We start from the raw sequence: 19,116 nt of genomic DNA, 5'->3' as shown, positions 1-19,116 counted from the left end.
ACATCAAAACGAGGGGTATTCATTTACTCGGGCATTAGAACGGTTTTTTCTGGTAGGGTGGCCACTCCAAACCAGTATTGATTGAGCATTTCAATGATAGCAAGCAAGCGCTGAACGCTCATGGGTTTCAGTATATAGCTGCTGGCTCCTTGTTTAAAGCTGATTTCTATATCGTGCTCGTCGGAAGATGACGTCCAGACAATAACTGGTATCATACGCAAACGTTCGTCTTGCTTAATCTCCTGCAGAACTTCAAGCCCATCTACAGCTACCAGTTGTAAATCTAACAGAATCAGGGCGGGGATGGGGGATTGCTGAGGATCACTGTAGTTATTGCGATGATACAGGTAATCCAGGGCCTCCTCTCCATCCGCACACCGAACTAGAGGAATAGTAATCGAAAGTTTCTTTAAGGCCCACTCTATGAGTTCTACGTCCTCGTCGTTGTCTTCGATCAACAGCAAGGGTGCCTGTGTGCTACGATCCATATTCCTCTCTTTTCTGCTAAGCTGGTTGTTCGTATTTCCCTGGTTGGGTATGTTCTCATATGTGCCCATAGTTCATGACAGGGCCAGGGGTAAAGTAAACCAGAAAGTGGCTCCCTGACCCGGACTACTTTTGACGCCAACCTGCCCATAATGCTGGCGAATGATCTTCTGGCAAATATAGAGCCCTAAGCCCAGGCCAGATGATCCACTATAAACGATACGATTAGGTACCTGATAAAAACGCTCCCACACCTTTGTTTGAACTTCCTGTGCCAGGCCTGGACCATCATCGCAGACAGCAACCCGCACAACCGTTTCTTCTAGCTCGAAATATACTTTGATGGCTTTATCGACAGGTGAATATTTAATCGCATTGTTTAAATAATTTGTGAGTACCTGTCCAATACGTTCCACGTCAGCAACGACAGGGATCATATCTTCGCCCTCTGGCACTATCACCCGGATGGTGCGCAGCATATTACCAGCCTGTAGATCAGCGACGACATTACGTACTACGTCTAACAGATTGCATAATTTAGATTGTAACTCAAGCCGGTCTTCTTGTATACGAGAAACGTCCAGCAAATCTCCAATCAAGCGACTTTCAACCGCGACCTGGCGCTCGCCGCGATTGAGCATCTCCTCTAAACGCTCCAGCGGATCTTCCTGTGCTGTTTGCTCTTGCAAATGGTTTAGTTTTCGCCGCGTAAACTGAAGGCTGGCCCGGATAGTTGCTAAAGGTGTGCGTAATTCATGGCTGGCCAGGCGCAAAAATTCGTCTTTCTGACGATTCGCCTCGCTCTCAGCTAACGCACGCGCCTGAGCAATGATGCGCTCATGGATCAAGCGTTCACGCTCAATAACCAGGGCCGTCAATTTACCAATTACTTTTAACAGGACCAGCGCTTCATGGAGAGGATATTCCTGCTCAACTGAAGGAGCGTCCACCGCCAGCAAACCCAGGCATTGTTCGCCGATGTGTAATGGAGCAACCAGCATCTGGAGCATACCATAAGTAGGCATGTTTATCCCTGGTAACTCTGCCATATCTAATAAAACGGGCTCACCGGCCAAAAGTAGCTCACAGAGTTCAGGTTGAAAATAATCATGCAGATGCGCGCGAGACATATCCGCCCAGAAACGCTCTTCTTGCTCACCTGGCAGCCCCATGACAGCCACCGGGGCCAGGCGGTGCGCCTCTGGCTCCATGGTGACAATACAGGCCGCCCGTGCCCCTAGAAGATCACGGGTCAGCGAGAGCAAATGCTGGACAGCTTCTTGCCTTGAAATATACGCTGCCTGATCGGCCATATTATCGGGAAAAGTTACCTGCTCGGTCGAATGAACCAGCGCTTCAGCCATCGCCAGCAAAGCATCCAGCGCGTGCTGGGTGCGCAACTCTTGCCGTCGCCGGACCGTCATATCACGAAATATCAAGACCGCCCCAATGATCTCATCCGCCAGGTTCCGGATAGGGGCACCACTTACATTGAGGCAGAGTTGACGGCCATCCAGAGCAGTAATAAAAATATCTTCGACCTGCGGCCCCCTAAGAATTTCACCATGCAGCACGCGATAGAATGGCGCCCGCTCTAAAGGTAGTGCCTGCTGATCTGAACGCATCTGTACAAGCTGGATACGTTCTGCCAGGGGCAAAGTTGAAAAATTAGCAATGAGATCAAAGGCTCCCAGCTCGCGCGCGGCCTGATTCACTTGTAATATGCGTCCATCGCGATCATAGACAACGACACCATCAGTAATTGCCGCAAAAGTGACAGATAACTGCTGGCTTAGTTGATAGATCTGTTCCTCAGCCTCTTTATGGCTGGTGATATCATGAACAGCTCCATAGACATGGAAAAAGCCACTGACCTGATCCCTGGCCGGATGGCAAGAGTCACGTAGCCAGCGCATCTCTCCATTCCTGGTGATAAAACGCCATTCGCGTACATCCGAAGCACCCGCTAATAATGCCTCTCTACGGGCCTGTACTGCCGGCTGGTCATCGACATGATAGAGAACCGGATTCAACCACCCCAGCCGATCAATTTCTTCAGGCATATATCCAGTGATACGGCTAAAAGTATCAGTTGTCCACTCCCGCTTAATATCGCCATCCACACGTAACTGATACGAATAGGAAGAATCCGCAACCAGGGCCGAAATATGACGAGCACGCTCCTCACGAGCGCGTAAACGCCTCTGCTCAATCGCTCCCTGGAGCAACATTTCTTCAAGATAGCGACGACGCTGCATATATTCGGTCATATCACGCAGAATAGCGACCGCTCCCACCGTCTGAGCAAATTCATTCTGGAGCGGCGCCCCACTAATCTGTAAATATAACTCCTGGCCGTCCCTGGTAGGGAAATGAATGATGGGAGCATGCTGGCCGGACAGGGTTTCACCGCGTAGCATGCGAGTGATGGGAGTGGTATCGGCCGTCAATAAATGCCCCTGAATATCACGGGCGCGTAGCGAGGTTGCTCGCACTGGCCTCAGTATATCTTTTGCCTCTGATGCATCAGAGGCAATGCGGACCAGGAGCCGCTGAGCAGCCTCATTAGTACTTTGCAAGCGACCGGCTGTATCAACTTTTACCACCCCATCAGGAATAGCCTCAAGCAGAGTCTCCAGTTTATTCAAGTGTTGTATTTCGGCGCTAGATGAAATGGCGGCATCCAGTCTATGTCGCATATCAGGGTGCTCCTCTGAAAAGGGATCGCTAAAGGGCTTCCCGGTTCGTAAGTATGCCAGTTTAAGCCGAAGCATATCACTATTCTTGTGAGAAACCTTCCTTTGCATTCTAGCATATTACAACGTATAAACCCACTACCTTCAACAGTATTCAGGGCTTTTAAATTTTCCTCTGTGGCGCCTGCGGCGCCGGGTTGGGAGTGTGGAGTGTATGGTGGGCGGCTGCGGCCGCCCACCATACACTCCACATAGGAAAGAAGGTCCATAGTATCGCTTGCTCGTGATCTCCCTGTTTTCAGGAGGGAGGAGGCTGCGGCCGCCCACCACACACACTCCACACATGAATCTTATCGCTCTGATTGCCGCGCTGGTCTACGCGCTGGTGTTCAACTTCTTCCCGGCTCCACTGGCAAACTGGCGTACATTGTTTGTGATCGGCGTGCTGCCAGCCTTGCTGGTCGTCTTTATTAGAAGCAACGTACCTGAATCTCCGGTCTGGGAACAACAACAACAACGCCACCGTGCGGCGGGCATCAGTCCCTGGCAAAGTATCTGGCAAGCAATTAGCAGTCGTCCATTTCTGTTTATCTATGTGATTATATTAATGACAGCATTCAACTGTCTCTCACATGGTACGCAGGATAACTATCCAACCTTCTTGCAGGCACAGCTTAAGATTGGAGTGACCGGGACAACCATTATTACAGCAATCGCTAATGTCGGGGCGATTATTGGTGGAACCCTGTTTGGCTATTACTCGCAACGCTGGGGGAGGCGCAGAGCGATCATTGTCGCCTGTTGCCTGGGTATCATCATGATACCACTCTGGTCCGGCTGGCTAAAGCTTCCTAATATCAGCCTGCTCTACACATTACCAATTGGCGCCTTCCTGCTACAGTTTATGGTACAGGGAGCGTGGGGAGTCGTACCGGTGCATCTAAATGAGCTTTCGCCCAATGATGTACGCGGCACATTCCCAGGCTTTGCTTATCAATTGGGAAACCTGTTTGCCGCCCAGATCATTTTCGCGCAGGCACTCCTGGCAGCTAATATGGGACAAAATAAAATTCCTAATTATACGGCCGCACTAGGAATTTTCTCATTGGGAGCCTTCGTGGCGGTGATGATTCTAACGGCACTGGGGCGTGAGGCACGTGGTATCGAGTTTATAAAAACAGATAATGATGTCGAATTTTCGACCAGTGAGCAACCGGCCTAGACGTTTTTTTACCTTAACGGCTAATCGTTCATACAAGCAGGCGGCCTCTCTAGTATAAGAGGCGCTGCCTGCTTGTGTGGGCCACATACGCCTGAAAATTACTCCAGACCGCATCCAGATACGCCTGGGGTAGTTGCTGGGCACAGCTGCGCGCATAGGCATACAAGATTGGATGCAATATATACTGCTGCTTACTATCCTGCTGCTCTTGCCTTTCGCTAGCCACACATTCCAGCAGTGAATCATTCACCAGGTAGCCAAGCTCCAGCGCCGTCGAAGTCAGCGTCTGAAAAGGCACATAAGTATTATCCAACTCTTTATCTAACCGCACACGCTCCTGGAGAGGATTTTTATCTCTGGTAAAGGTGCGCGAGGGTTCCAAGGCCGTAGTAATACGACGTCCTGGCGGGGGTAACGATACACGTGAGGCAGTTGTGTTTTCTTCTTCCCATCGTTCACGCCAGAACAGCGCCGCTGCGTCTTCCAGGCTAAAGGCCTGTGGACCTAACAAAGTCAGCAACGCAAAATGCTCATGCTGCTCATGGCCAATATTGCTAAACGCCTGCTCAAAAAGCTCAAAAAGCTCACCTGTACTATCCAGCAACGGGTGGAATGGATCAAAAGCCAGGTTGGGCGCCAGCAAATCTACAGGAATTCCTCTTACTGCTACAGCATTAGCGACCAGTTCGATGGCCAGAGGAAGATAGCCAAGCGCACGGAAGATCCGCGCAACCGCTTGTTCCTGCTGAGGATAAACAAAACCAGCAGCAGAGCCTATCAATGAATTAAAAAGCTCACAGGCGTCAGTATGTAATAATGGCTGTACATGATGATGATAATTGATCAAAGCCGGGGACGGAATATGGCGGCTGGTAGTAAGTACCACGTGCCGTGCAGCATTGCGATGTTGCATGGTTGAGTGCAGCGCGCTATGCTGCGAGCTCCCTAGCAAGGCATCGAGGGCGGAACGCAAAGGAAATTGCGCGTCCAGATCATCCAGCAAGAACAGAATATTTTTATCCATCAGCAGCATACGCACCTGATCGATCACGCTGGCCAGATGGGTCTCGACACGATCAAGTAAAAAGATCATGGAAGCATCTGACTGTCCCTGCACCCTGGATTCCTGGGAAGGAGAAAGGATATCAATGATCTCATGCAGCAAGGATAGCAGGCCCTGAGTGCCACGCCGACCTTTACAGGAGAGGGTAATAATGCCATGATGGAAGCTATGCTGATGGCCTCCAGAGGCCAGGCGATGCACGACTTCAGAGGCCAGGGCGCTCTTCCCAACCCCGGGCATACCCGTCAGGGAACAAACACCATGTTTAAGCGTGCACAACTGGCTCAATAACTCCTGCACCAACGGCTCTCGACCCAGCAGACGTTGTGGACGGGCGGGCAACAGTTCGATGGAGTTCGTCGACTGCACAGAGACATGGTCATAAAGACGCTGCACCAATTCAGTTTCCTCAGTACTCAACTCGCGTAGAGAGGCCGCCTGAAGATAGGCCTGCACCTCACGCGGAGTTGTGCAGAGCAACCAGGCCAGCGCAAATAACTGCTGGCGTACACGTCCCCTGAATGGATAAGCCAGCCGACCAGCCTCCAGGCGCGCCACAAAATCCTCAGAGATGCGCGCCTCCTTCAAGGAGGGGTCCTGGCGTACCATTTCTACCAATGCCCGCTGACTTGACCAGCCACGCTTACGCCGCCGCTCACTCATCCACTTGCCAAATTGAATAGCATCCATCGGAGTTTTCAAGACCGTTACTGCCCCATATTCATATAAATACTTTTGCGATTAAAAATTGATATCCAAAACAATATTAACTACTTTGTAGTTTCCAGGTGTATCAGAAGAAAAGAGGTGCATCCCACACAAACCGTCAACCCAGCATCCAAGCCTGGTGAAGAACACCCAACGCAACCATCATCCAACCATAGCTCCTGCTATACCTCCATACTCTATCACATCCTGGCCTTCAAAGGAAGGGAGCAGTAAAAAAAGGGACTTGCCTTGTATGCAAGTCCCTTTTTGTAGATTGCTGTGAGTACCACTACTAGTCTTTAGCGCGTGGATCAAAAGCATCGCGTACACCATCGCCCAGGAATGAGAAGGCCAGCACGATAATTGCCAGCACAATACAAGGAACAATCGCAATCCAGGCGTTTGTGCGAATGTACTGTGAACCATCGGAGACCATCAGACCAATACTTGAACCTGGAGTTTGTACGCCCAGACCAAGGAAGCTAATACCAGCCTCAGAGATGATGGTATTTGAAATGTTCAAGGTCGAAGCAATCACAACAATACTAAACAGGTTAGGAATGATGTGACGCAGGATAATCTGGAAGTCTGAGCTACCCAACGTTTTGGCGGCCTCAACATACTGCTGCTGCTTCAACTGCAAGGTCTGACCACGGACGTAACGGGCCATCAATGGCCAGATCGTAAAGGCCAGGGCCAGCGAGACCAGGAGCAGACGAGCATTTCCATTAGCCCCAATACTGGTATATGGTTCAAATTTTTATCAGCCCAGGGGCCCATGATACCAGAAATAAGGATCAAGAAGAGCAGGCCTGGAAAAGCGAACATAATATCGGTAAAGCGAGCCAGTAAGAAGTCGATCCAGCCACCATAATAGCCGGCCAGCACACCTACCAGGATACCCAGCAGAATGTCCACCACCTCAACCAATACAGCTACCGAGATCGAGATCAACACACCCTGCATAATGCGGGCCAGAATATCGCGTCCCAGTCCATCGGTTCCCAACCAATATTGGGCAGAGGGCCCTTCAGTCACACGATCAACCTCAGCATGCGCAAAAGAGTGATACTGATCAGGTCCGATCAGGCCATTCGTCGTGCTATTATAGGTACCGCCGATATGCTGATAGATCGGTGGGCCAATAATCGCCAGCACAATCAAGAATATAATCACACCCAGGCTAATCATGGCCTTCTTATCGCGTCGGAAGCGGCGGAATGACTCCTGGAAAGGTGTAGCATGTTGTTTACGTGGCTCCTGTGGCCCACCCTCGGTAGCAGCAGCAATGGGCTCCATTTCTGGCTCCAATGGCTTCACAGTATTATCGGGAGCCATCACACCTGGCTCAAGTCTAGGCTTAGTGAATGACCTGGCGCCAGGGGCATATTGTGGAGAATTCGGTCCTCGCTCTGTACGATCCTTCATCTACACGTCCTCCTATTCTGACTTAATTCTGGGGTCAACAACGGTATACAAAAGGTCAGAAACCAGGTTGCCAAGCACAACAGTAATCGCAAGCACAACGGTGGTTGCCTGGATAACCGGATAATCGCTTGCGCCAACCGAAGACAAGGTTGTCTCAGCAATACCAGGGATGTTGAAGACATGCTCAATGAAGAAAGCACCAGAAACCAGGAAACCTAACGAAACACTGACCACCGTGACCAGTGGGATCAAAGCATTACGGAACGCATGGCGTAAGGTGATTGCACGCTCAAGCAGGCCCTTGGCACGCGCGGTGCGAATGTAGTCCTGGCTGAGCACTTCTAGCATACTTGTACGGGCCAGTCGAGCATAATAAGCAAAACCGGCTGCTCCATAAATAAGGATTGGCACCAGCTTATATTGAATATCGGGCCAGGAATACTGCCAGGGTGTACCCCAGTTAGAGACTGGCCAGTTCAGGCCTGGAATCGAAGTATCCAGATAGACCAACGCCACCTGCGCAAAGGTAGCCAGTACAAAGGATGGCAATGCATAAATGATCAACATCACCAGCATATTAGTGGTATCTATCCAGGTACGAGCTTTTAAAGCTGAATAGATGCCCAGTGGAATACCCAGCGCCAGTTGTACTACCAGGGCCCAGATACCCAGTTCAATAGAGACAGGGATGCCATCTTTTAAGATATCCCAGACCGGTCGGCCCTTGGATTGGAAAGAATAACCAAAGTCCAGATGGAATAATCCAATCAAGAAATTATAATATTGCTGAAAAAAAGGTAGATCCAGGCGATATGCGTGTTTAAGCTGTAGATAAGCTTCCTGAGTATAGTGCTGTCCCAACAACTGCTTAATGGGGTCATCAGGAGCAAAATAACCCATAGTAAAGGTAATGAAGGTAACTCCGATTACCACAAAGATCAGGCCTATTAACCTCTTCAACAAAAATTGAATCATACAAAACTCCTTGCCCTCCTGTTAGTCAAGCAGGGATAGCGATACGGGTATCGCTATCCCTTACTTCTGTTGACTTGCTTGCGAGGACGACCCTCTTTCGTAAGGCAATCAGTGTTTAGTGCTGCGCGATATAAACATTTCCCCAATCATCCGGGGCAATGATTGATGCAGACGAGAACTTCATCCCGATCACATATGATTTGATCAAGCGGAAGTCAGGGCGCTGATAGATCGGCAACCAGGCCACATCGTTGACCAGCTGCTGCTCAATCTTGTTGTAAGCCTTCAAACGAGCTGCTTTGTCAGACATGACGTCAGCGGCCAGCATCTGATTCTGCAGATCTTTCTGGCTTGCAACATTGCTGCTATTGTTGTCGCCATAGTTATAGGCGTTGTTTGGTGCACCAGCACCGAACTGCAAGGTAATCCAGTCCTCTGGATCTGGGAAGTCAGCACCCCAGCCAGCCAGCCACATCTGCAATGGACCATCTTTACCCTGTGTCTGTGCCTGAGCGGTATAGAGGCTATTCTGGCTAATGGAAGTAGTATTGATAGTGATACCCAGCACACTCTTCCACATCTGTACTTCGGTAGCAACCTCGTTAGCAGATTCTTGCGACTGATTCGGATAGGTCAATGTAATCTGAGGGAATGTCTGACGTGTCAGACCCTCTTCTTGCAAACCTTTTTCGAACAGTTGAACAGCTTTCTGCTTGTCGCCATGGACATCAGCACCAGCCGGGCAGTTCAAATTCTCATCATAGCCATACTGGCCTTTAGGAACGATATGGCAGGTTGGGGTATAAGCACCCTGGTAAGCGGCCTTTACAATGGTCTCTCGGTCCAGAGCCAGGGATAGAGCCTGACGAATATTGATATTGTCCAAAGGTTTTACTTTGTAGTTCATACCAATATAGAAAACTGTCAGAGCATCATTCTGATTGAAATCAGGGCGAGTCTTCGACTGACGATACTGTGGCAAGGGATATCAGTGATATCTACCTGGTCAGCCAGATAGGAATTATAACTTGTCTGACGATCTTTAAAAGGCAGATAATCAACTTCTTTCAGTTGTGGTTTTTTGCCATAGTAATTATCGTTTGGCACAAATTTGATACCAGTTGAATGGCTATATTCTTTTACTTTGAAGGGACCATCACCACCCTGACCACCATTGTCAGCCAGGTGATCAGTCCATTTGCTACCATATTTGTCGATGACACTTTTCTCAACCACAAAGCTGGTTGGGTAAGTCAGAGCTCCCAGGAAGTATCCCGTCGCTTTATTCAGCTTAATTACAACGGTATTGGGATCCTTTACAATCACACCAGTGCCAATGACAGATGGTACTTTCCCTTCGGTCCGCTCAGGGGCATTTTTAATCAGGCCTAGATAGGTCAAAGCGACACCAGACTGATTGTTAATATCAGGGGAAAGAGCACGGTCGATGCTATAAGCCACATCGTTAGCATCCAGTTTGGTACCATCACTGAACTTCAAATCAGGTCGCAGATGGAAAGTATAGGTCAAACCTTTGTCCGAGATATCATAGGACTGGGCCAACTGAGGCTTAATATTGAGCTGGTTATCTAACTGTACCAGACCAGTAAAGGCCATGTTGATAGCCTGAATAGATGTGTTGTCGGTCGCGATGCCTGGATCGAAAGAAGCGATGTCAGGAAGGCGGAATGCCCAGCGATACACCTGTTGATTGTCAGGAGCCTTTGTCTTGTTTACGCTGCCCGAACCACTTCCTGGCACAGAACCACCACCGCAAGCAGCTAGCAGGACACCAAACAAACAAAGGAGAGTCGGCAGCATCATCGTCGTGATTTTTTTGCCAGAACGCATAAAATGATTAACTCCTCGATATGTAAGTTGCATCGTGCCTGTGGAGCATCGGGGCACGCCCAGGAAGCGCATGCTCATACATATTAAGCCAACCCTACCTACCAACCGCATTCCCATTTACGTTTACTATCCTTGTAGATGGTACGTCCCTTGCATGCGAAGGAGTGGAGAAGAAGTATATGAACATGGTTCTCATCACAGAACACAGGGATATGATACACAAAGCCAGCCATAAAGTTCGCGGAAAAAAGGCCTTTTTGCGCGGAAATTGCGCGGAATTTCCGCGCCTGCTTAGCTGACTCCATGGCTCTCTGGCAGGAGGTTTGTCCCTTAACACTGGCGTTCATGCCTATGTTCACCCACGTTTTTAGATTGGTTTTTGTTAAAATCATTGAGACAAGCTGCAGCGTTTGTAGAGGGGGTCCAAAAAATACTAATGGGCTGGCAGAACATGTGCCACGACACATGTTCTGCCAACCCATTAGTAACTGTGCGGGCGTGCGCTGCCGCGCCCGACTCTTTTTATTATGTGTTGTAGAAAATGTGCGCTGCACATTTTCTACAACACATAATAAAACAATAAGGTGCTGGCGCTAAAGCGCCTGTATACAAAATGCCTATGCACTGGCAGCCGCAGCCGCAGCCGCAGCGTGGCGGAAACCCATCGCATACAACGATGCATACTCACCTTCACTCTGCAACAGTTCACTGTGGGTCCCTTGCTCAACAATCTGGCCTGACTGCAACACAACGATACAGTCTGCATCTTTAATTGTTGAGAGACGGTGAGCAATCACAAAGGCAGTCCGACCATGCAGCAGCTTTTTCAGTCCCTGCTGAACAATCGCCTCAGTGAAGGTATCAATATTAGCGGTAGCCTCATCCAGGATCAGGATATGGGGATCGGCCAGCAACGCGCGCGCAAATGAGATGAGCTGGCGCTGTCCCATACTCAAGTTACGGCCACGTTCACGAATAGGCGTGTTATAACCATCGGGCAACTGGATAATCAGTTCATGTGCACCGACAATTTTAGCGGCCTCCATCACCTCTTCATCCGTAGCATTCAGGCGTCCATAGCGAATGTTATCCCCAATGGTTCCCGTAAACAGGAATGGCTCCTGCGGTACGACACCAACCTGACGGCGCAGTGATTTTTGCGTCACATCGCGCAGATCATAGCCATCGATAGTAATCGAGCCGCCCTGGATATCATAGAAACGCGTCAATAAACTAATAATGGTACTCTTACCAGCGCCGGTTGGCCAACGATAGCCACCGTCTGACCAGATTGGATATGCCAGTTCAGACCTCTAAGCACTGGACGCTCAGGATTATAACCGAAGACGACATCGTGGAAATCAACATCGCCCTTGATTTCTGGTAGCTCTTGAGCATCTGGCTTATCTTGAACCTCAACCTTCATATTCAGAATCTGGAAAATGCGCTCAGCCGCCACACCTGAACGTTGTAGCTGCGTATATTGCTGGCTCAGATCACGGATAGGATCAAAGAAGCGGTTAATATACAACACAAAGGCCACCAGTGTACCAACCAGCAATTGACCCTTGGAGACCAGGTAACCACCATAGACAACCGCCAGACAGATGGCCAGGGCCGCCACTACCTCAACCAGAGGTAGTACTAGAGCCGCAATCTTACTGGACTCAAGGTTGGTATCCCGGTTATAGGCATTTAAATCATCGAATTCTGAGCGGTTGCGGTCCTCACGCACCAGGCTCTGAATTACCCGCATACCGGAGATATTCTCCTGAAGCGTCGAGTTGACCAGCGAGATCGAGGCACGCGTGCGCCGGAACGAGTTCTGCGCATGCTTCTGCCAGAAGGCCGCGATAATAAACATAATCGGCAACACGACAAAGGTTAACAAAGCCAGTAACGGGCTCATGATCAACATCAAGACGATAATACCTACCAGCGAGATTACCGAACCCAACATTGAAAGCAAGCCAGAGCTCAGCATCGCCTCCAGCACATCAATGTCACTCTGTAAGCGCGACATGACACGACCAATCTGTGTATGGTCATAGAAGCTTAATGAGAGACGCTGCAGATGGGTGAACATATCCGCGCTCAGCAAGAACAAGATCTGCTGACCTGCCCAGGACATGGACCAGACCTGCCAGTATTGCGCCTGCCACATCGCGATATTGACAACCAGGAACACGATACTCAGCCCGCCCAGGCCAACCAGATCATTATGTGTAATGTAATTGTCGATCGCGATCCCGATCAACAAGGGATTGAGCAGGTTGAGCAAGGTATAAACGAGCATCAAGACCATGCTCCAGATTGCCGGCGTCTTGTACTTCCCAATATAGGGGAAGAACATACTGACCAGCTTCCAGTCAAAACCCAGGCCCTCATCTTCATCAGAATGGGCCAGGCTATTCTCAATCCAGGTATGGGAGCGTTTATACGAAGCGTAGGAGGCCGCCTTATCCTCTTTTGCCTTCATCTTAATCACTGTAACACCTCCGTCTGCAGGTCAAGATCAGGAGGAGCAGCTTCCAGCATCTGAGCCTCAAACTCTTCCTGTTCACGCAGTTGTAAATCATAGAGTCGGGCATAAGGGCCATTGCGCTTCAACAATGTGTCATGGGTACCACGCTCAACAATACTACCGCGATCTAACACCAGAATCTGATCAGCATTCTTAATGGTACGCAAACGGGAAGCCACCACAAAGGTAGTGCGCCCGCGCATCACTTCCTCTAGCGCCTGCTGAATCAGGTATTCTGTCTCCATATCCACACTGGATGTAGAGTCATCCAACACCAGAATGCTGGGGTCCAACAAGAGTGTGCGGGCAATCGCTACACGTTGTTTCTGACCACCAGACAAGGTAACACCACGCTCACCAACCCAGGTATCATAACCATCGGGCAATGCCAGAATGAAATCATGGATACGGGCCGCTTTAGCGGCTTCAATAATCTGCTCATCAGTCGCAGCCGACACACCATAGGCAATGTTTTCGCGGATCGTTGCGTTGAACAAAAAGACATCTTGCAACACCAGGCCAATGTTGCGCCGTAACGAGGCCAATGTGACATCGCGGACATCTGAGCCATCGACCAGTACCCGTCCATCTTTGGTATCATAAAAACGTGGTAACAAATGCAACATAGAGCTCTTGCCACTACCAGTCGGACCCAGAATAGCGATGGTCTGACCAGGCTCAGCATCGATGGTAAGATCATGCAAAACTTCAACGCCATTACTATACGCAAAGGATACATTCTCATAGCGCACATGGCCCGCCACTTTTTGCAAGATTTTAGCATTAGGTGCATCAGTAATATCAGAAGGAGTATCCAGAACACTAAAAATGCGCGTCCCACCCGACAGACCACGCACCCACCAGTTAATCATAAAACCAAATGTACGTACCGGCGCACCTAGAAGCAAGATATAATTCGTTACTGCTACCAGCGTACCCAGGCTCAACGTACGGTTAATGACGGCAATACCACCAACCCACAACACCAGTACCGTCACCACGTTGAGTGAAAGGACCAGCAAAGGCTGATTCCAGGCCGAGAGACGCATCGCGCTCATATTGAGCTCGCGCAGTTCCAGGTTCTTGGTACCATATTTCTCAATCTCATACTCTTCACGAGCAAAAGACTTCACGACCCGCACCCCACTCAAACTTTCCTGCATAATTGTGCTTAAATCGCCTACGCCATTTTGCACGGACAACCACAAAGGTCGCAAACGCTTGACAACCTGGGCTGAGAGGACTAGCATGATGGGGACTGAAATTAACGTAATAAGAGCCAGATATACATCAAGTCGCAATAATAAAACTGTCACAGAGACAAAAGTAACCACTGCTACCAGCGCACGCATCAGCCCCATAGGGAAAAAGTTACGTACAGCTTCAATGTCAGCTGTCATGCGCGACATCAGCTGACCGGTTTCAGAATCATCGTGAAATGAAAAACTGAGGTGCTGTAAATGATCGTAGAGCATATTACGCAAATCATAGGCTACCAACGACGAGATAGCCTGCGAGAAGTAACCCTGCCCGTACGAGAAAAGGCCACGCAACCCGCTGGTGACCAGAATCGCCAGAGCGATCCAGAGCAGGTCTTGAAAACGCCCACTACGAATACCTACATCGACGACCCATTCCAACAGCCAGGGCACCATCAACGAAAAACCTGTTGCCAGCGCAATACAGATTACCGTCGCAATTGCCTGACCCCAATGGGGGCGCAACAGCTTAATGATGCGCATATAAATGCGCCAATTTTCTTTTAATTGAGTCTTACTAGAAGATGAAGAAGATTGCTGATTGGCCTGTGTTACCTGCATTCCAGATAAATCCTTTCTTGACGTGCCTTATCACAAAGATTCCCCATACACATACTCATCGCACGTCGGGGCATTTCTGGCTATGCCCATAAAACAAAAATGACCTATTACGCTGCCACTTAGCACCGGTCGCATGGAAGATATCGCACAAGTAGTGCTTGACGATAAATCACATACATCGATGGATGTGACAGGTTAGTATCATCTCTTCAAAGTCTAAAAGGAAATGGCTGACATATGTTTGTCAGTCATTGTACTTCTTTTTTGGAAATTTCGGTAATTGGGTTTTATTCTTTTTCCGGGAATAAAAATTTATTCCCGGAAAAATGCTGATTCTGCACTATTTTTCTTTTTTTGGGGCTCTCTCCTTGCCGCCGAAGGCGGCAAGGAGAGAGGAGAGGAAGAGATTGGGGGCACAGCCCCCAACCCCCCAGTCAAGGGGCTCGCCGCCCCGCTTTCCCCACCGTCGGCGGCTGGGAGGGGAGTTTGTTGGGGACACCCAAACCCCAGCAAGAGGGACTGGCCGACCCCTCCTGCACCTCCCCACTTTCCCCTACGCGTAAAAAAAGGTGAGGTTGAGGGCACGGCCCCTCAACCTCCAGTCAAGGGGCTCGCCGCCCCTTGCTTCCCCGCTTTCCCCGTCTTCGGCCGCTGGGAGGGGAGATTGTTGGGGACACCCCGCACCCCGGCCTGACTTTTTATCACAAATCTAGTTGATTCGAAAGGAGGGAAGCGAGTTGCATTCCCTGCAACACGTTCTGGATATACATCCACCCCAACCACAAGGTTTTCCATCCAGGTGGGCCATCGCCTTTGCGACCCAAGTAGCCACCATGACGTGCAATGCCATGCCAGCATTGCTGCACCGTCATGGTTTTTGCTGGATGCCCACTCAAATGAGCCACCACCAGGACAATATCAGTGGGTATCACTGCCCGTGCCAGCTCGTCAGGACATTGACGCGAAAGCACACGCAATTGCAACAAGCGCACGGCAATGGGGCAATGATGCCCAGCAACGTTCGCAACCCCTCGTAATCCCGAATCTCTCGTTCTTCCATATGGCATCCCGTCTTGAGACCTTGGTGATAGTCCTCAACAATCCAACGCCTGCGATACCACTCGACCCGCTCTTGGGCTTGAGTTGCCGTGTGGGTGGGGACCGAGGTCAACAAGATCCAGTCCAAGGCTTCAACCCCTTCTGGGGATCAGGTTCCCACACACGGATGACCCAGATCACCAGCGGACGCCACTGGTTGGCTTCCCGTGTGCGGGGAGGCAACAGACGCACGGGCTGCCAACTCACGGCCAAAAGGGCCTTGCGGGCCGGGTGTTTCTGGCTACTCTTGAGTTCCAGCCACATGCTCGACCGAATGGGCATCTGCTTGACCACCTCCAGCAAATGCAGCGTGGGGCTACGATGATGATGCGATCGTGGGGGCACCGGTGTCTCTCCTTGTTCCACCAACAGATCAATACAGCGATCTTCATAGGCCCGGACGAGAAAATCACACCCCTGCTCTCGACATTGGCGCATGAACGCAAAGATGTCACTGTAGCGGTCGCCCATATGAATCCATTGACTGCCAGCAGGAGGCGAGCCCAGGATGCGCACACTGCGCTCCCATACCTCCGATTCCCGTTCGCGTTTCCAGCGTTGTTGCTTGCTCTCTTTCTCAGGGGCTGGCTGGCGCAAAAAGGGTTCTTGATGAGCCAATCCCAACAACTGATCGTGCTGAGGTACAACAGCCAGGACGCTTTGCAACAGAAAGCCGTGATGCGTTCCGTTGCCAATGGGCCCCAGTCCACGCGTCGTAGGATGAGCCTGGTAATCCATCTCTGTGGTATCCTGAATCAACAAGACCTGTGCCTGCTGGTGGCATGCTTGCCGTGTGTGTTGCAGGTGGGGAGCAACCAGATGTTCATACGAGGTATGCGACGAATGCACAAATCGATAGGCCGCTTCCAAGCCCGCCGGGCTCAACACACCGGGCAGAGACGCTTGTGGATGCTGCGCAAGGTGGAACGCAAGATCGACGGCACGCTGCACACGACGTGGATCGCCCAGTTGGACCGAGCCAAAGGTGGCTTGAGCCCACTGCTGAGACGACAACAAGATTGCTGGAGACAACATCACCTTCTCCTTTCTTTTCGTTCTTGGTCGTTCCAATGGCATGTGCACCAAGAACCGTGGTTTTTCTGCTTCCACGATTCAACGACTAAAAATGTGATAAAAAGTCAGACCCCGGCAGGAGGGCCTGCCCGACCCCTCCTGCACCTCCCCGCTATAGAGGCTGCCACCTCTGCTGGCCGGCCCCTTCCCTGACCACTTCAGCCCGGGCTTGCGCGAGCGGGATCGCTAAGGGCAGCAAGCCTAGTATGGGGTCCCCGACCACTTCAGCCCGGGCTTGCGCGAGCGGGATCGCTAAGGGCAGCAAGCCTAGTATGGGGTCCCCGACCACTTCAGCCCGGGCTTGCGCGAGCGGGATCGCTAAGGCAGCAAGCCTAGTATGGGGTCCCCGACCACTTCAGCCCGGGCTTGCGCGAGCGGGATCGCTAAGGGCGGCAGCCCTTGGCCGGGGTTTCAGGGGTGTCCCCTGACAAACTCTTCACTTCCTATTGGACGCCTGCGGCGGACCAGGCAGATAACAGATCCGCTTGACAAAAACACGTTTTTGTCAAGCACAACCCCCTCTTGTTTTTTATGGATGAGTAGCACATAATAAAAGATATGCAAAAGACTGAACGACTTGTGGCAATCACACTATTGCTGCAGGCACGAGGAAAAATGACGGCAAAGCGTCTCTCCGACATTTTGGGCGTCTCAATACGCACTATCTATCGAGACATCATTACACTATCTCTCGCGCACGTACCAGTTTCGATGGAGTATGGGCCAGGGGGAGGCTATTATTTACCAGAGGACTATCATTTAGAGTCAGCTATCTTTACACGCGAAGAGGCTATTTCGCTGATTTTAAGTGCCGATATCGCTGGTAACTATAACCTTTTTGCCGGAGATACAGATCTGCATCGCGCCCTGGTTAAGCTGGAGGCTGTACTGCCAGAAGAATATCAGGCGGATGTCAGAACGGCACGTGAACATATTCTGGTTGACACATCCGCATGGTGCAATGCGACAACGGAACCGACCCACCTGGAAACAGTGCGGGCCGCTGTGCTGGGTTCATATCAACTGGATATCCTTTATCCCGGTAGTAGTTGCGATAGGTTCGCAAGTGCCGGTATTTTGTGGCGCCGCATTGAACCTTATGGATTAGTATTTAAAGGACTTAGCCGGCGTCATGCGCGCATAGGACGCTGGTACCTGGTCGCATTTTGCCAATGCTGTCAGTCATTTCATACGTTCCGTGTCATTGATATCGAGCAAGTTTATGTACGTACAGAAAGTATTGTCCCACGACCAGATTTTGACTTGCATGCTTATTGGCGTGAAGCACGCAAACAGATAGAAAAACAACAACCACCCATTAGCCTGAAACTTCGCGTGACCGCCAATGCTCGCTATAGTCCCCTGCATGGCGATGTCAGTATTTTGAAAGAAGAGCCTGATGGCAGTGCCATCGTGCAGGTCAATGTCGAATCTCTTGATGACGCGATCTCCTACGCGCTCGGATTAGGGGCAGACGCCACCGTCCTGGAACCTCAACAAGTACGCGCCACCGTAGCTTCAACCGCCCATGCCATCGCAAAAATGTATAGCTAAACAATATACTCTCCGCGTACGATTAAGAAGTCATAACCCCGATCTGCTATTGAGAAACCGTAAAGAATATGGCACACTACAAGGGTGTAAGAGAAAAAAACAACTTCAAAGTTGAAGCTTAAAGCTAAAGATGCCTTACGAGAAGAAGAGGTAACAGGTCATCATGACAAACAAACGGCTTATTCTCACGCTTCAACCAGATACGCTGGCCATCTGCCGTTTAGATCCTACAACTCGGATCTCAACTGAGATGTTAAATGGAAATTTTGTAGCCATTACCAAAACAGATGAGGAACTCTCGATCATTTGTCCACAGGAGAATATCCCGGACGAAGTTATTTATACCAAAGGCTGGCGCTGCCTGCGTATCGAGGGGCCATTTACACCAGACACGGCGGGCATCATGTCCTCAGTCCTGGCCCCTCTGGCGGAAGCAGGACTCAGCGTTTTTACCGCCACCACCTATGATACTGGACATGTGCTGGTTCAGGAGGAGAACCTTAATCTAGCCATCCAGATCCTGGCGCAGGCGGGACACACCATACGTAGTGAAAATAAGGCCACAGCCCCCCATACCATCCAGTAAGCCATAGGCCAGCGAGCGTATAACCTGCTGA

The 19,116-nt window shown here is 50.4% G+C and carries 18 protein-coding genes; 3 read left to right on the top strand and 15 right to left on the bottom strand.

All coding sequences use genetic code 11. The features are described from left to right. Positions 1–23 precede the first annotated feature (23 nt). Together EL645_RS35250 and EL645_RS35245 are read right to left on the bottom strand one after the other, a co-directional pair. Positions 24–488 carry a response regulator gene (locus EL645_RS35250; RefSeq protein WP_126557095.1) on the bottom strand — a complete coding sequence of 155 codons (465 nt, stop codon included), beginning with the start codon at positions 486–488 and terminating at the stop codon, positions 24–26. A gap of 72 nt (positions 489–560) precedes the next feature. After that, the gene (locus EL645_RS35245; protein WP_161977950.1) at positions 561–3,185 is read right to left on the bottom strand and encodes a PAS domain-containing sensor histidine kinase; all 2,625 of its coding nucleotides are present in this window, start codon (positions 3,183–3,185) and stop codon (positions 561–563) included. Positions 3,186–3,525: 340 nt separating this feature from the next. Here EL645_RS35245 and EL645_RS35240 point away from each other — a divergent pair, with 340 nt between their 5' ends. Continuing rightward, on the top strand, positions 3,526–4,404 hold the full coding sequence (locus EL645_RS35240; RefSeq protein WP_126557093.1) for an MFS transporter: 879 nt from the start codon (positions 3,526–3,528) through the stop codon (positions 4,402–4,404). 49 nt (positions 4,405–4,453) lie between these two features. Here EL645_RS35240 and EL645_RS35235 read toward each other — a convergent pair whose 3' ends face one another. The 13 genes from EL645_RS35235 to EL645_RS39765 form a co-directional block, all read right to left on the bottom strand. Then, entirely contained in the window at positions 4,454–6,169 is a 1,716-nt protein-coding gene (locus tag EL645_RS35235; RefSeq protein WP_136625348.1) for an ATP-binding protein, read from the bottom strand. Between the two features lie 298 nt (positions 6,170–6,467). Then, complete coding sequence (locus EL645_RS43485) at positions 6,468–6,845, bottom strand: ABC transporter permease (RefSeq protein ID WP_246035686.1); 378 nt, start codon at positions 6,843–6,845, stop codon at positions 6,468–6,470. Beyond that, positions 6,845–7,603: an ABC transporter permease gene (locus EL645_RS43480; protein WP_246035685.1), complete on the bottom strand. Its 759-nt coding sequence runs from the start codon at positions 7,601–7,603 to the stop codon at positions 6,845–6,847. The genes EL645_RS43485 and EL645_RS43480 overlap by 1 nt, the downstream gene beginning before the upstream one ends. A 12-nt stretch (positions 7,604–7,615) precedes the next feature. Continuing rightward, positions 7,616–8,578: an ABC transporter permease gene (locus EL645_RS35225; protein ID WP_126557091.1), complete on the bottom strand. Its 963-nt coding sequence runs from the start codon at positions 8,576–8,578 to the stop codon at positions 7,616–7,618. Positions 8,579–8,693: 115 nt separating this feature from the next. Continuing rightward, positions 8,694–9,560, bottom strand: coding sequence for an ABC transporter substrate-binding protein (locus EL645_RS44825; protein ID WP_126557090.1), 867 nt, complete (start codon positions 9,558–9,560; stop codon positions 8,694–8,696). Beyond that, positions 9,503–10,429 carry a peptide ABC transporter substrate-binding protein gene (locus tag EL645_RS44820; protein ID WP_161977949.1) on the bottom strand — a complete coding sequence of 309 codons (927 nt, stop codon included), beginning with the start codon at positions 10,427–10,429 and terminating at the stop codon, positions 9,503–9,505. The genes EL645_RS44825 and EL645_RS44820 overlap by 58 nt, the downstream gene beginning before the upstream one ends. Positions 10,430–11,046: 617 nt before the next feature. Next, positions 11,047–11,658 (bottom strand): ABC transporter ATP-binding protein, encoded by a 612-nt coding sequence (locus EL645_RS35210; protein ID WP_161977948.1) that lies wholly within the window; start codon positions 11,656–11,658, stop codon positions 11,047–11,049. Continuing rightward, the gene (locus tag EL645_RS35205) at positions 11,655–12,908 is read right to left on the bottom strand and encodes an ABC transporter ATP-binding protein (RefSeq protein ID WP_126557087.1); all 1,254 of its coding nucleotides are present in this window, start codon (positions 12,906–12,908) and stop codon (positions 11,655–11,657) included. The genes EL645_RS35210 and EL645_RS35205 overlap by 4 nt, the downstream gene beginning before the upstream one ends. Positions 12,909–12,913: 5 nt before the next feature. Beyond that, positions 12,914–14,773, bottom strand: a complete 1,860-nt coding sequence (locus EL645_RS35200) for an ABC transporter ATP-binding protein (protein WP_126557086.1) — start codon at positions 14,771–14,773, stop codon at positions 12,914–12,916. A gap of 701 nt (positions 14,774–15,474) precedes the next feature. After that, positions 15,475–15,765 carry an IS4 family transposase gene (locus EL645_RS43470; protein ID WP_371865777.1) on the bottom strand — a complete coding sequence of 97 codons (291 nt, stop codon included), beginning with the start codon at positions 15,763–15,765 and terminating at the stop codon, positions 15,475–15,477. Beyond that, entirely contained in the window at positions 15,702–15,944 is a 243-nt protein-coding gene (locus tag EL645_RS46055) for a transposase (RefSeq protein ID WP_371865844.1), read from the bottom strand. Before EL645_RS46055 ends, EL645_RS43470 begins: the two co-directional genes overlap by 64 nt. Beyond that, positions 15,941–16,906, bottom strand: a complete 966-nt coding sequence (locus tag EL645_RS35185) for an IS4/Tn5 family transposase DNA-binding protein (protein WP_161977803.1) — start codon at positions 16,904–16,906, stop codon at positions 15,941–15,943. The genes EL645_RS46055 and EL645_RS35185 overlap by 4 nt, the downstream gene beginning before the upstream one ends. Before the next feature lie 151 nt (positions 16,907–17,057). After that, positions 17,058–17,210, bottom strand: coding sequence for a hypothetical protein (locus EL645_RS39765; protein WP_161977947.1), 153 nt, complete (start codon positions 17,208–17,210; stop codon positions 17,058–17,060). A gap of 314 nt (positions 17,211–17,524) precedes the next feature. Between EL645_RS39765 and EL645_RS35180 the strand changes: the two genes are divergently transcribed. After that, positions 17,525–18,499, top strand: a complete 975-nt coding sequence (locus EL645_RS35180; protein ID WP_161977946.1) for a helix-turn-helix transcriptional regulator — start codon at positions 17,525–17,527, stop codon at positions 18,497–18,499. Between the two features lie 163 nt (positions 18,500–18,662). After that, positions 18,663–19,085 (top strand): ACT domain-containing protein, encoded by a 423-nt coding sequence (locus EL645_RS35175; protein WP_126557084.1) that lies wholly within the window; start codon positions 18,663–18,665, stop codon positions 19,083–19,085. Positions 19,086–19,116: the final 31 nt, after the last annotated feature.

This window comes from Dictyobacter kobayashii, assembly GCF_003967555.1.
Lineage (GTDB): Bacteria > Chloroflexota > Ktedonobacteria > Ktedonobacterales > Ktedonobacteraceae > Dictyobacter > Dictyobacter kobayashii.
This window is presented reverse-complemented; position numbering and strand designations above follow the sequence as displayed.